Here is a 14,047-nt window from a genome sequence, read left to right on the forward strand (position 1 = left end):
TTGGTGCCCGCTCAGACACTGAAGGTTGATGCGGTCACTGGTTCCGTCCACTCGCAACGATGCAGGAGTGCAATGTTCTCGAAGATTCTGGTTGCCAACCGCGGCGAAATCGCCATTCGCGCCTTCCGGGCGGCCTATGAGCTCGGCGCGAAGACGGTGGCGGTATTTCCGCATGAGGACCGTAACTCAATCCACCGCCAAAAGGCGGACGAGGCGTACCTGATCGGCAGCGAAGGACATCCCGTCCGTGCCTACCTCGACGTAGACGAAATCATCCGGGTTGCCCGGGAAGCCGGCTGCGACGCCATCTATCCCGGATACGGTTTCCTGTCGGAGAACCCCCAGCTGGCACGTGCAGCCAAGGCTGCGGGCATCACCTTCATCGGTCCGGATGCGGACATTCTGGAGCTCGCCGGCCACAAGGTGCACGCCCTGAACGCCGCGCGGGAGGCGGGGATTCCGGTCCTGCGCTCCACTGCCCCCAGCTCCGACCCGGAGGAGCTCCTCGCCGAGGCCGAGGAGATCGGCTTCCCCATCTTCGTCAAAGCCGTGGCCGGCGGCGGCGGACGCGGCATGCGCCGGGTGGACACCGCCAGCGACCTGCCTGAAGCACTGAACGCCGCCATGCGGGAGGCTGACACGGCCTTCGGCGACCCCACGGTCTTCCTGGAGCAGGCGGTGCTGCGCCCGCGTCACATCGAGGTGCAGATCCTTGCCGACGGCGAAGGCAACATCATCCATCTCTTCGAACGGGACTGCTCCCTCCAGCGCCGTCACCAGAAAGTCATTGAGATCGCTCCTGCTCCGAACCTCGACGAAGAGATCCGGCAGGCACTCTACCGGGACGCCGTGAAGTTCGCGAAGGCGCTGAAGTACGTCAACGCCGGCACCGTCGAGTTCCTGGTGGACACTGTCGGGGAACGCGCCGGACAGCACGTGTTCATCGAAATGAACCCCCGCATCCAGGTGGAGCACACCGTCACCGAGGAAATCACCGACGTCGACCTGGTGCAGTCCCAGATGCGCATTGCGGCGGGGGAGACCCTGGCGGATCTTGGCCTGGCCCAGGACGAACTGCGGATCCGCGGCGCGGCCCTGCAGTGCCGTATTACCACCGAGGATCCGGCTAACGGCTTCCGGCCCGACGTCGGCAAGATCAGCGCCTACCGTTCCGCCGGCGGCGCCGGTGTCCGGCTGGACGGCGGCACCGTGTACGCGGGTGCGGACATCAGCCCGCACTTTGATTCGATGCTGGTCAAGCTCACCTGCCGGGGGAGGACCTACCCCGCAGCGGTGAACCGTGCCCGCCGGGCGCTGGCCGAGTTCCGGATCCGCGGGGTTTCGAGCAACATTTCCTTCCTGCAGGCTGTCCTGGAAGATCCGGACTTTGTGGCCGGGGATGTCGCGACATCCTTCATCGAGGAACGGCCCGAACTGCTGAACGCCCGCGGACCCGCTGACCGCGGCACCAAGCTGCTGAACTGGCTCGCCGACGTCACCGTGCACAAGCCGCATGGAGAGCCCGACGCGCAGATCGATCCCCGGGAGAAGCTTCCGCAGGACCTGCCCGAGCCTAAGCCGGGCTCACGGCAGCGGCTGCAGGAGCTGGGCCCCGAGCGGTTCGCCGCGGAACTGCGTGCCCAGCAGGCCCTCGCGGTGACGGACACAACCTTCCGCGACGCGCACCAGTCCCTCCTCGCCACGCGGGTACGCACCCGTGACCTGGTGGGTGCGGCACCCGCCGTGGCTGCCCTGACGCCGGAACTGCTGTCCGTGGAAGCCTGGGGCGGAGCTACCTACGACGTTGCGCTCCGCTTCCTGGGCGAAGACCCCTGGGAGCGGCTGGACGCGCTGCGCCAGGCCCTCCCGAACATCTGCATCCAGATGCTGCTCCGCGGCCGGAACACGGTGGGCTATACGCCTTATCCCACGGAAGTCACCGATGCCTTCGTCGAGGAAGCCGCTGCCGCCGGCGTCGACATTTTCCGTATCTTCGACGCGCTGAATGACGTGGAGCAGATGGCGCCCGCCATTGCGGCCGTGCGCCGGACCGGAACCGCCGTCGCCGAGGTCGCCCTCTGCTACACCGCGGACATGATGGATCCGGAGGAAAAGCTCTACACCCTGGACTATTACCTGGGTCTGGCCCAGAAGATGGTCGACGCCGGTGCCCACATCCTGGCAATCAAGGACATGGCCGGCCTGCTGCGTCCGGCGGCCGCCGCCAAGCTGGTTGCCGCACTGCGGGAACGCTTCGACCTGCCCGTCCACCTGCACACCCATGACACCGCAGGCGGCCAGCTGGCCACGCTCCTGGCAGCCGCCGAAGCCGGAGTCGATGCCGTGGACGTCGCCAGTGCCACGCTTGCCGGCACCACCAGCCAGCCCTCGGCGTCGTCGCTTGTCGCAGCCCTGGCCCACACCGAGCGGGACACCGGCCTCAGCCTGAAGGCGGTCAGCTCCCTGGAGCCGTACTGGGAAGCGGTCCGGCGGGTTTACGCACCGTTCGAATCCGGACTGGCCGGTCCTACGGGGCGTGTCTACAGCCACGAAATCCCCGGCGGACAGCTGTCGAACCTCCGCCAGCAGGCAATTGCGCTCGGCCTGGGCCAGCGGTTTGAAGCGATCGAGGACATGTACACGGCCGCTGACCGGATCCTGGGACGCCTGGTCAAGGTGACTCCCTCGTCCAAGGTGGTCGGGGACCTGGCCCTGCAGCTGGTGGGCGGGAACGTCTCTCCCGAAGACTTCGAGGAGAATCCGCAGAACTACGACATCCCGGATTCGGTGATCGGCTTCCTGAGCGGGGAACTGGGCGATCCGCCCGGAGGCTGGCCGGAACCCTTCCGCACCAAGGCGCTGCAGGGCCGCAAGCCCAAGCCCCGCCACGTGGAGCTCACCGAGGTAGATGAGCAGGGACTGGCCGGTGACTCCGCGACGCGCCGGGCCACCCTCAACCGTCTGCTCTTTGCGGGTCCTGCCCGCGAATTCGCCACTACGCGGGAGACCTTCGGGGACCTCTCGGTGCTGGATACCCGGGACTACCTGTACGGCCTTCGCCCCGGAGTGGAGCACGTCGTCGAGCTGGAGAAGGGCGTACGGCTGATCGCAACGCTCGAAGCCGTGTCGGAACCGGATGACAAGGGCATGCGCACGGTCATGGCGACCTTGAACGGTCAGATGCGTCCGGTCATGGTGCGTGACCGGAACGTCACCACGGACACGAAGGTGGCAGAGCGGGCCGATCCCTCGAAGCCGGGAGAGGTGGCGGCACCCTTCGCCGGCGCAGTGACGGTGACCGTTGAAGAAGGCGCTGACGTAGCGGCCGGGGAGACCGTTGCCACGATTGAAGCGATGAAGATGGAAGCCTCCATCACTGCCCCGGTCACCGGGAAGGTGAAGCGGCTGGCGGTCAGCGCCGTCCAGCAGGTTGACGGCGGGGACCTGCTGGTGGTGATCGAACCCAGCTAGCGTCCGGCCGCGGAGGAGGCCGGGGCCGGCGCCGATAGACTGGAGGGGTGACTCATTACGACCTCGCCATCATCGGCTCCGGCTCCGGCAACTCTGTCATCACTCCCGAATGGGACGACCGGAAGGTAGCCGTCATTGACGGCGGGACCTTTGGAGGCACGTGCCTCAATGTGGGTTGCATTCCCACGAAAATGTTTGTGTATCCGGCGCAGCTGGCAGCCCAGGCCTCAGAAGCGGCCCGGCTCGGCGTCGATTCGCGGCTCGAAGGCGTCCGCTGGCGCGAGATCCGGGACCGGATTTTCGGCCGGATCGACTCGATCTCCGAGGGCGGGAAACGCTACCGGGACGAGGAGCTGGAGAACGTCACCCTGTACAGCGAGTTCGTCCGGTTTACGGGACCGCACCGCCTGGAGACAGCGTCCGGAGCCGAAATCACAGCCGACCAGATCGTCATCGCCGCCGGATCCCGCCCCGTCCTTCCGGATATCCCCGGGATTGACCTGCCACAGGTACATACCTCCGACACCGTGATGCGCGTCGAAGAACTGCCCGAACGGGTCCTCATCCTGGGCGGCGGCTACATCGCGGCCGAGTTTGGCTTCGTCTTTTCTGCGTTCGGCTCCCGCGTGACCATGGCCGTCCGCTCCGGGGCCCTGCTGCGGGCCCAGGACGAAACCGTTTCGGAGCGTTTCACCGAGGCTGCCGCCGGCCAGTGGGATCTCCGGCTGAACACCACAGTCCAGTCCCTGGTGGAAAACCCCGACGGTTCCGTGCGGGCCATGCTGTCCGGACCCGCGGGCGCTTCAGCGCTCGACGTCGACCTGATCCTGGTGGCCACCGGACGCGTCCCCAATACCGACCGCCTGGACACGGCAGCTGCAGGCTTTGACCTGGAGCCGGACCGCCGCCTCGCCGTGGATGAGTACCAGCGGGTCCTGAGCCAGGGCGAGCCGGTGCCCGGCATCTGGGCGCTCGGTGATGTCAGCAGTGAGCACCAGCTCAAACACGTCGCCAACCTTGAGGCCCGCACGGTGACGCACAACCTGCTGCACCCCGATGACCTGCAGGCAGCCTCGCACCGCTTTGTCCCCGCAGCAGTCTTCAGCCATCCCCAGATCGCCTCGGTGGGCCTCACTGAAGCGCAGGCCAGGGCGTACGCCCTGGAGCACGGGATGGACCTGGTGATGGCAGTCCAGGAATACGGTTCGACGGCGTACGGCTGGGCCATGGAAGACGTCACGGGATTCGTGAAGCTGCTGGCGGACCGCACTTCCGGCCGGTTGCTGGGGGCCCACATCATGGGACATGAAGCTTCCATGCTGCTCCAGCCCCTGGTCCAGGCCATGGCCTTCGACCTGGACGCGTACACCATGGCCCGCGGACAGTACTGGATCCATCCGGCCCTGACTGAGGTAGTCGAAAATGCCCTGCTGTCTCTGGGCACCGACCCGCAGGACACGACTCTCCGGGCGTAGCGCGCAGAGTCCAGGAGCATACAAACGGGAGCCCGGCACCTGGCCGGGCTCCCGTTTGTGGTTTAACCGTGTGCTGCTAGACGCGCTGGCCTGAATAGATGTCCTCGACGACGTCCGAGTAGTCCTTGAGGACCTGGGCCCGCTTGATCTTCAAGGAGGGAGTGAGGTGTCCGCTGGCTTCGGTGAAGTCGGTGGTCACCACGCGGAACACCTTGATTGCCTCGGCCTGTGAAACGGCCTTGTTGGCCCGGTCCACCAGGGCCTGCAGCTCGTCCTGCAGTTTCTGGGACTGGGCTGCTTCAGCCACGCTCGTGCCGGCCGGCATGCCGTGCCGTTCCAGCCAGCCCGGAAGGGCTTCCTCATCGATGGTGATCAGGGCGGAGATGAACGGACGCTGGTCACCGACAACAACGCACTGGGAAACGATGGCGTCCGCGCGGATCGAGTCTTCGAGCATGGCGGGTACAACGTTCTTGCCGCCGGCGGTCACGATGATTTCCTTCTTGCGGCCCGTGATCCTCAGGTACCCGTCGGAATCGAGCTGGCCGATGTCACCGGTGCGGAACCAGCCGTCTATGAAGTTGTCCTCCGTGAGGTCCGGCCGCTTGAAGTAGCCCTTCATGACGGAGACGCCCTTGGTGAGGATTTCGCCGTCGTCCGCAATCTTGACCGAGTTGCCCGGAAGCGGTGCGCCAACGGTGCCGATCTTGATCAGTTTCGGGGTGTTGACGCTGATGGGGGCAGTGGTCTCGGTCAGGCCGTAGCCTTCCAGCACCACTACGCCGATGCCGTGGAAGAAGTGGCCAAGCCGGTCTCCCAGGGGTGCTCCGCCGGAGATGGCGTACTTCACCCGTCCGCCCATGGCGGTGCGGATCTTGGTGTAGAGCAGCTTGTCGAAGAGGGCATGCCGCAGCTTCAGTCCGAGCGGAATCTTGCCCGTTTCCGCAGCCTTAGACCACTCAATGGCGGTCTTGGCTCCGGCATGGAAGATCTTGCCCTTGCCGCCGTCTTCGGCCTTCAGCATGGATGAGTTGTAGACCTTTTCGAAGACGCGCGGAACTACCAGCAGGAAGGTCGGCTTGTAGCTCTGCAGATCCGGGAGCAGGTTCTTGACGTCCGCCGTGTGTGCGACGGTGGAGCCGGCGGCCACTGCCAGCACCGAGATGAACCGGGCGAAGACGTGAGCCAGCGGCAGGAACATGATGGTCTGGGCGCCTTCTTTGGCGACCTCGGGAAGGGCCATGGTGGAGTTCCGGGAGAGCTCAACGAAGTTGCTGTGCGTGAGTTCGCAGCCCTTGGGCTTGCCCGTGGTTCCGGAGGTGTAGATGATCGTGGCGGTGTCTTCGAGGTTGGCCGCGGAACGCCGGGCTTCAAGTTCCTCGTCGGAGACGTCCTTACCGGCTTCCCGGAGCGTGTCGAGGCCGCCGCCGTCCATCTGCCACACATGCTTGACGCCGGAGAGATCTTCGTCGGCAGCAGCCTGGCGCACGATGTTCTCATGGCGGGCAGCTTCCACGACCACGCCGGCTGCCTCCGAGTCGCCGAGGATCCAGGCGACCTGCGCGGGGGACGACGTTTCGTAGACCGGGACGGAAACGGCTCCGGCAAACCAGATGGCGAAGTCGACCAGGGTCCACTCGTAGCGGGTGCGGGCCATGATGCCCACGCGGTCGCCGGCGCCGATGCCGGAAGCAATCAGCCCTTTGGCAATCTTGGAGACATCGGCAAGGAACTCCGTCGCGGTGATGTTCTGCCAGGTGTCACCGGTTGAGCGCACGGCGAAAAGAGCGGGATTGGACGGCTTGGCTGCCTGTTCCAGCAGCAGATCCGTAGTGTTCGTCTCAGGCGGTGATTCCACCAGGACGGGAACGCTGTATTCGCGCACGATAGCTCCTTCGATATCTGTTCGGACGGCGGGATGTGATCCCTACCCTATAACCTGGATCACATTTTCGTACTGGAGGGTAACTTGCGAAAGGATAACGGTTGGCCCGCAGAGGGTTGCGCTTTGCCTAGAATAGGTTTTTGATGTCTCCCCTTAATCCAGCCCCCGTCCCCCCTTCCCCCGCAGCACGGTGGCCCCGGCGCCCTGCGGACCCGTTCCGGCCACGCCGGACGGTCCGGCTCTCCAGTCCCATGCGGCGGCGCGGACTGGCGATCGGGATCGACATCGGCGGAACAAAAGTCGCTGCCGGACTGGTTGACTCAAGCGGCCGGGTGCTGGCTGAGGTCCGCCGTTCCACTCCGGGGCAGGACCCGCGTGAGGTCGAACAGGTCATTGTCGAACTCGTCCATGAACTCTCCCGCGACAAGCACGTGTGGTCGGTGGGCATCGGCGCGGCCGGCTGGATGGACCTGGCCGGCAGCACTGTCCTCTTCAGTCCGCATCTGGCCTGGCGCAACGAACCGCTGCAGCAGAACCTGGAGCGGCTGCTGAAGCGGCGGGTGTATCTGGCCAATGACGCCGACGGCGCGGCCTGGGCCGAGTGGCGCTTTGGTGCCGGGGTGGGCGAGAGCCGGCTGGTCTGCATCACGCTCGGTACCGGAATCGGCGGCGCCATGATCATGGACGGGAGGCTGGAACGCGGCCGCTTTGGGGTGGCGGGGGAGTTCGGCCACCAGATCATCATGCCGCAGGGCCAGCGGTGCGAATGCGGCAACCGGGGCTGCTGGGAGCAGTACGCTTCCGGGAACGCGCTGGGCCGGGAGGCCCGGGAACTCGCTGCCGCAAATTCTCCGGTAGCCCAGGAACTGCTGCGGAGCGTCGAAGGCCGGATTCCCGATATCACCGGTGCAGTCGTGACACACCTGGCGCTGGAGGGTGACCGGACCGCCATCGAGCTTGTCGGTGAGGTGGGCGAGTGGCTCGGACTCGGCCTGGCCAACCTGGCGGCAGCCCTGGACCCCGGAATGTTTGTTATCGGCGGCGGTCTCAGTTCCGCCGGTGAACTGCTGCTGGAACCCGCCCGCCGAGCGTATTCACGCAACCTGACGGGCAGGGGGTTCCGTCCCGAAGCGAGAATCGAGCAGGCGGCCCTGGGCCCTGCCGCCGGCATGATCGGCGCCGCTGACCTGTCCCGGGTTGCTGCCCGGCACTGAGGTTCCCTGCCGCGGTTATACGGCAGCGCCGTCGTCGTCCTCATCCCGGTTCTGCGGCAGGCGGAACAGGAGATAGCCGGAGGAGGCGATGAAGATGGTGACGATTCCCAGGACTACCGGCAGCGGGGCGCTCCGCCAGAACATGGCGAAGAGCAGAAGCATCAGCGGCCCGCCTGCGGCGCCAAGCCAGGCCAGGATGACCAGCGGTTCACCGCTGCCCAGGGGAGGCGGCTCCTCGGGGATGAAGCGGCCGTCGGACTCGTCGTCGGCCGGCGAGTAGTCGCGCGGGCCTGGTTCCGGGGGCTGGGTCCTGTGCAGCGGCTGGTTCTCGAATATTGCCCGGGTGCGTTCGGCAGGCGTCCGGGGGTCCGCAGCGCCGCTGTCCTCCGGAGACGCCGGAGCCGGTCCCGCAGCAGGCTTTCCAGTTTCCCGGCCGGGTGCCCCGTCGCCGTCACCCCGCGGGTCGGCGTCGGGAGTCTCCTGGAGGCGTGCCACCAGATCCAGCCACGTGGCCTCGTCGGTGGAATCATTGCGGTCCGGTTCGCGGTCGCTCATGCCGGCGTACCTGCACTCAACCGCTGGATGAATTCGTGGGAACGGGCAAAGATCAGCGGCGCGTCGTGGTCCATGGTCGCCACATGGTAGCTGTTGGGGAGGGGGACAACTTCCAGCTCGCGACACAACCGCCGGAGCACATCCATGCTCGACTCGGGGACCACCGGGTCAACGGCAGAGCGGAAAGCGATGACCGGGGCGCTGAGAAGGGGCAGGAGGTCCGTGGTGTCCTTGAAGAGCTTCAGCACTTCGGCGACGGCGCCTACAGGCGTGCGTGAGTACGCGCCTTCGTCCTGTCCCTGGAGCTTGATGTTGTTCCCAATCGCGGGAACTGAGGGCAAAACGTACTTGAGCAGGTGCGCATAGCGGGCCCGCGGGTCCGCCACGGTGAGTCCGGGGTTTACGACGGCGACACCGGCAACCGGCTGCTTCGCTGCCAACCGCAGAGCCAGGGTTCCGCCCATTGAGAGGCCGGCCGCAAAAACCCTCTCGGTACGGCCGGCGAGTTCGGTGTACGCATCTTCATAACCCCGGTACCAGTGCTCCCAGGGCGTGCGTGCCAGATCCTGCCAGGTCGTCCCGTGGCCGGGAAGCAAAGGGAGGCTGACCGCATAGCCGGCGTCCGCGAGGTACCGGGCCCAGCCCAGAAGGCTCATGGTCGACCCGGTGAAGCCATGGCTGAGCAGTACGCCGGTGGAGGCGTTCGGCCCACTGCCGGGGCTCGAAAAGGGAGCCGGAGGCGCGGAGAAAGTCATGAGTCAATAGTTGCATTTAGCCGCCGATTTTCCACCCCGAGGGAAACAAAGTCTCCGTCCGTGCCGCGGCAGAAACTTTGCCCTGCCGCCGGGGCGCATAGAGTAGTACCTAGGGGAGCCAAACAGGTTCCCCGCATTGTTTGTCCGACGGGAGAGCTGGCCGCGTGTTCTATTGGGTGATGAAGACGATTTTCATCGGACCGGTGGTGAATCTTCTGTTCCGGCCGTGGGTCAAAGGCATGGATAACGTGCCGACCACAGGGCCGGCGATCCTCGTGAGCAACCACCTCTCGTTTTCCGATTCGATCTTCCTCCCGCTGGCGGTTCCCCGGCCCGTCAGCTTCCTGGCCAAGTCGGAGTACTTCACCGGACGCGGCCTCAAAGGCAAGCTCACGGCCGCTTTCTTCCGCTTGACCAACCAGCTGCCGATCGACCGTTCCGGCGGGGCGGCTTCTGAAGCAGCGCTGCGGGCGGGCGTCAAGGTCCTGGAATCAGGGAACCTGCTGGGCATCTATCCCGAGGGGACACGCAGCCCTGACGGACGGCTGTACCGCGGCAAGACCGGCGTGGCCAAGATGGCGCTCCAGACCGGTGTTCCGGTGATTCCGGTAGCCATGATCGGGACGGACAAGGTCCAGCCCATCGGACGGCGCATCCCCAACATCCGGCGTATCGGAATCATCGTCGGTGAGCCGCTGGACTTTTCGCGTTACGCCGGACTGGAAAACGACCGCTTCGTACAGCGCTCGGTTACTGACGAGATCATGTATGAACTGATGCGTCTTTCCGGACAGGAATACGTAGACGTATATGCCAGCACCGTAAAGGACAAGATGTCCGCGGCGCGCAAGATGTCCAAGGCAGCGGAGAACCGCAGTGCTGCGGTCCGGCTCCCTCAATCCGAGTCGCCCGAGCCCGGCGTCGGACCTTCCGCCGGCCGACGCGGCGGCCATAAGGAACCGGGCGAAATCACGGTGATCGGCGCCCCGGGAACGGCCGCGCCCAAGGAACCGGCCGCAGGCCAGGACCGGGCCGGTTCAGCGACTGACGCTGACGGACAGCAGGAGACTCCGCACAGCGCCTAGTGTCGGGCGGGCCGGCGGCCGGTGTGAAGTACGTAACAGGACGCATTGGATCGCCGGGTTGGTCCGGCTGGACGTAGGCTTTAATCGTGAGCCAAAAACGTGCTGAACTCGATCCCAGTTTCCCGCCATCTTCCGGTGCAGCCGTCTACCCTGGACTCGATGACTGGCGGGACCTTCCTGTCTCCCAGCAACCGGTCTGGCATGACGATCCCGGTTATGAGGCCGCCGTCGCGGAACTGTCGATGGTTCCGCCGCTCGTTTTTGCCGGCGAAGTGGACATTCTCCGTGACCGGCTGGCACAGGCCGCCCAGGGCAAAGCCTTCCTGCTCCAGGGCGGGGACTGCGCCGAGACGTTCGAAGCCGCCACTGCCGACAAGATCAGCGCCCGCGTGCGCACCATCCTGCAGATGTCCGTGGTGCTCACCTACGGTGCCTCGCTGCCCGTGATCAAAATGGGCCGCATGGCCGGACAGTTTGCGAAGCCCCGCTCCTCGAACGAGGAAACCCGCAACGGCGTGACTCTTCCGGCCTACCGCGGGGACATGGTCAACGGCTTCGAATTCACTCCCGAGTCGCGGCGGCACGACCCGGCACGCATGGTCCGGGCCTACCACACCTCCGCTTCCACGCTAAACCTGATCCGCGCCTTCACGCAGGGTGGTTTTGCAGACCTGCGCCTGGTGCATCACTGGAACCGCGGCTTCACTGCCAACCCCGCCCATTCACGCTATGAATCCCTGGCCCGGGACATTGACCGGGCAGTGCGTTTCATGGACGTCTGCGGCGCGGACTTCGAGGCGCTGAAACGGGTGGAGTTCTTTGCGAGCCACGAAGCCCTTCTCCTGGACTACGAGCGCGCGCTGACCCGGATCGACTCCCGCACCGGGTATCCCTACGACACCTCCGCGCATTTCCTCTGGATCGGTGAGCGGACGCGGAACCTCGATTCCGCCCACGTTGATTTCCTGTCCCGCGTCCGCAACCCCATCGGCGTGAAGCTCGGCCCGAACACCACCCCGGAAGATGCCCTGGCGCTGATCGAGAAGCTGGACCCCAACCGGGAACCCGGACGCCTGACTTTCATCACCCGGATGGGTGCGCAGAACATCCGCACGAAGCTGCCGAACCTGGTGGAAAAAGTCACGGCCTCCGGTGCCCAGGTCCTGTGGGTCACGGATCCAATGCACGGAAACACGGTGACGTCTCCCAACGGGTACAAGACGCGCAATTTCGACGATGTCATGGACGAGGTTCGCGGATTCTTTGAGGTGCACAACTCCCTGGGCACCTTCCCCGGCGGCCTGCACGTGGAAATGACCGGCGACGACGTCGCCGAGTGCCTGGGCGGTGCCGACCCCGTGGACCAGGAGGCCTTCGTGGAAGGCTACGAGTCGGTCTGCGACCCGCGGCTGAACCACATGCAGTCCCTGGAGATGGCTTTCCTGGTCGCGGGTGCGCTGGCTGAAAAGAGCTAGACGACCGTCAAGGTGATGACCGCGCCTTCGGGCGCGGTCCCGCCGGACGGATCCTGCGCGCGGACGGTTCCAAAGAACCCGCCCAGGATTTCGTTGACCTGCACTTCGAAGCCGAGGTCTTCCAGCTCCTTGCGTGCGGTGTCTGCCTGTTTCCCCACGTAGCTGGGGACCTGGACCATCCGCGGCCCGTCCGAGATGGTCAGCGTGACCGTCCCGCCGCGCTCCAGCAGTCCGCCCTCAGGGGACTGGACGGCCACGGAGCCTTTGGCGATGTCACGGCTGTTGACCCGCTCCGGCTCGACGGCGGCTTCCAGGCCGGCGGCTTCGATGCGCTTGACTGCCTCGTCCTGGGAAAGTCCTGCCACCGCTGGAACCTCGACAGGCGCCGGACCCTTCGAGACCGTGAGGTCCACAGGGGTTCCGCGGCGAAGCTCCGCATCGGCGGCCGGAACCTGGGCAAGAACTTGCCCTGCCGGGATGTCCTCGCTGAATTCCTCGGTGACGGTTCCGACGGCGAGCCCGGCATCCGTGAGCTGCTCCCCGGCGTCTTCCTGGGTCCGCTGGATGACGTTCGGTACGGCAAAGAGCTCCGGGCCGCGGGAAACGAGCAGTGTCACCGGCTGAAACCGGCGGATCTCCTCAGCGGCACCGGGTTCGGTGCCGATTGCCAGTCCGGCGGCCACCACCTCGTCATACACCTCGTCCGTGGTGTACCTCAGTCCTTCTTCCCCGAGGCGTGCGCCGGCGGCCTCCACCGACGTGTTGGAAACATCGGGGACGGCTACCAGGGCTCCGGGCCCCGCCCCGAAGAACCAGCCGGCGAAGGCAGCGGCGGCAATCAGCAGCGTCAGCAGCAGTGCCAGCAGTACTCCGCGCCTGCGCGGACGTCCTGAGCGAAGCGAAACCTCGGGGCGCTGGGCATCCCTGCTGGACTGTTTCTGGCGCGCCTTGAAGTCCCTGCGCGCCTGCCGCCGCCCCGCCCGGGGCGAAACATAGTCCTCGTCTCCCTCGTCGTCATAGCCGGCGTCCTGGTCCTGTTCCTGGTGCCCCGCTGTGGAAAGGACCGTCGTGGCGTTGTCGGCGCGCTGGAGTATTTCAGTGGCGTTGGGTTCGGTCCGTCCCACGGCTTCGGTGCGGCGGAGAACCTCCGTAGCGCCGGACGGCGGACGGATCACGGTGGTGGCATCGGTCTGTCCGGGCAGCTGCGGCGCCGTGGTCCCGGGCGCGTGGAAGTCGAGTTGTTCGTCGGTGAGGGAGGTGCGGATATGCCGCAGTTCCCCCAGCAGGGCACTGCCGTCCACCGGACGTTCTTCCGGATCCTGGGCCGTGCACCACTGGACCAGTTCGTCGAGGTCCTGGGCAAGGCCGGGGCAGAGGGCAGACGGAGCCGGCACCGTCGAGTGGACATGGGCAAAGGCCACTTGGATGGGGACCTCACCGGTGAAGGGCTGCACGCCGGTAAGCATTTCGTACAGCATGATGCCGGCCGAGTAGATGTCGCTGCGGGCGTCCGCCCCGGCCCCGGTGACGAGCTCCGGCGCCAGGTAGGCCACAGTGCCGACCAAGGTTCCGGTATTCGTGCTGGTGGTGACGGCCCGGGCCAGGCCGAAGTCGGCGATCTTGATCGCTCCGCTGCCCGCCAGCAGCACGTTTTCGGGCTTGACGTCGCGGTGCACCAAACCAGCTTCGTGCGCTGCAGCCAATCCGTCGACCACCGCGTCCATCATGGCCAGCGCCAGCCGCGGCGTGAGGACAGTGCGCTCGTTCAGCACATCACGCAGTGTCCGGCCCGGGACATATTCCATGACCAGATAGGCAAGCGAACCCTCAATGCCCTGGTCCAGTACGCCAACGACATGGGGGTGGGAGAGCCTGGCCGCAGACTTCGCTTCCCGCTCGAACCTGTCCAGGAATCCGCGGTCGGCCGCGAGGTGGGGATAGAGGACCTTCAGCGCCACGTCCCGGTCCAGGCGTGTGTCAGTGGCGAGGTAGACCGTGGACATGCCGCCGCGGGCAATGCGGGAGCGCACCTGGTAGCGGCCATCTACCAAGGTCTCCAGAAGTGGGTCATTCACGGGCTCATGCACCCTTTGATCCTATAAGCGGAAGCGGGCAGGAGGCGGATCGACACC

General features: G+C 65.9%; 9 protein-coding genes. 5 read left to right on the forward strand and 4 right to left on the reverse strand.

The genetic code is table 11. From position 1 onward, the window contains the following. The first annotated feature begins 72 nt into the window (after positions 1 to 72). Both LOC59_RS05565 and LOC59_RS05570 read left to right on the forward strand, forming a co-directional pair. A complete protein-coding gene (locus LOC59_RS05565) occupies positions 73 to 3,471 on the forward strand; it encodes a pyruvate carboxylase (protein ID WP_227917178.1) in 3,399 nt (1,132 codons plus the stop codon). A gap of 47 nt (positions 3,472 to 3,518) precedes the next feature. After that, the gene (locus LOC59_RS05570) at positions 3,519 to 4,946 is read left to right on the forward strand and encodes a mycothione reductase (RefSeq protein ID WP_229970962.1); all 1,428 of its coding nucleotides are present in this window, start codon (positions 3,519 to 3,521) and stop codon (positions 4,944 to 4,946) included. Positions 4,947 to 5,022: 76 nt separating this feature from the next. Here the strand turns inward: LOC59_RS05570 and LOC59_RS05575 are convergent, their stop codons facing one another. Beyond that, complete coding sequence (locus tag LOC59_RS05575; RefSeq protein WP_227917181.1) at positions 5,023 to 6,831, reverse strand: AMP-dependent synthetase/ligase; 1,809 nt, start codon at positions 6,829 to 6,831, stop codon at positions 5,023 to 5,025. 143 nt (positions 6,832 to 6,974) lie between these two features. On the opposite strand from LOC59_RS05575, the gene LOC59_RS05580 reads away from it, so the two are divergent. Continuing rightward, the gene (locus tag LOC59_RS05580) at positions 6,975 to 8,045 is read left to right on the forward strand and encodes an ROK family glucokinase (RefSeq protein WP_423723957.1); all 1,071 of its coding nucleotides are present in this window, start codon (positions 6,975 to 6,977) and stop codon (positions 8,043 to 8,045) included. 15 nt (positions 8,046 to 8,060) lie between these two features. Here LOC59_RS05580 and LOC59_RS05585 read toward each other — a convergent pair whose 3' ends face one another. Continuing rightward, positions 8,061 to 8,600: a hypothetical protein gene (locus LOC59_RS05585; RefSeq protein WP_227897151.1), complete on the reverse strand. Its 540-nt coding sequence runs from the start codon at positions 8,598 to 8,600 to the stop codon at positions 8,061 to 8,063. Next, positions 8,597 to 9,355, reverse strand: a complete 759-nt coding sequence (locus tag LOC59_RS05590) for an alpha/beta hydrolase (protein ID WP_227897150.1) — start codon at positions 9,353 to 9,355, stop codon at positions 8,597 to 8,599. Before LOC59_RS05590 ends, LOC59_RS05585 begins: the two co-directional genes overlap by 4 nt. A gap of 164 nt (positions 9,356 to 9,519) precedes the next feature. Here LOC59_RS05590 and LOC59_RS05595 point away from each other — a divergent pair, with 164 nt between their 5' ends. Together LOC59_RS05595 and LOC59_RS05600 are read left to right on the forward strand one after the other, a co-directional pair. Next, a complete protein-coding gene (locus LOC59_RS05595) occupies positions 9,520 to 10,440 on the forward strand; it encodes a lysophospholipid acyltransferase family protein (RefSeq protein WP_227917183.1) in 921 nt (306 codons plus the stop codon). 86 nt (positions 10,441 to 10,526) lie between these two features. After that, positions 10,527 to 11,915: a class II 3-deoxy-7-phosphoheptulonate synthase gene (locus LOC59_RS05600; RefSeq protein ID WP_423722286.1), complete on the forward strand. Its 1,389-nt coding sequence runs from the start codon at positions 10,527 to 10,529 to the stop codon at positions 11,913 to 11,915. On the opposite strand, the gene pknB is transcribed toward LOC59_RS05600, so the two are convergent. Further along, positions 11,912 to 13,990 (reverse strand): Stk1 family PASTA domain-containing Ser/Thr kinase, encoded by a 2,079-nt coding sequence (gene pknB, locus LOC59_RS05605; RefSeq protein WP_229970964.1) that lies wholly within the window; start codon positions 13,988 to 13,990, stop codon positions 11,912 to 11,914. The two genes, LOC59_RS05600 and pknB, sit on opposite strands and share 4 nt — an antisense overlap. Positions 13,991 to 14,047 lie beyond the last annotated feature (57 nt).

It is taken from the genome of Arthrobacter sp. zg-Y916, assembly GCF_020907385.1.
Taxonomy (GTDB): domain Bacteria; phylum Actinomycetota; class Actinomycetes; order Actinomycetales; family Micrococcaceae; genus Arthrobacter_B; species Arthrobacter_B caoxuetaonis.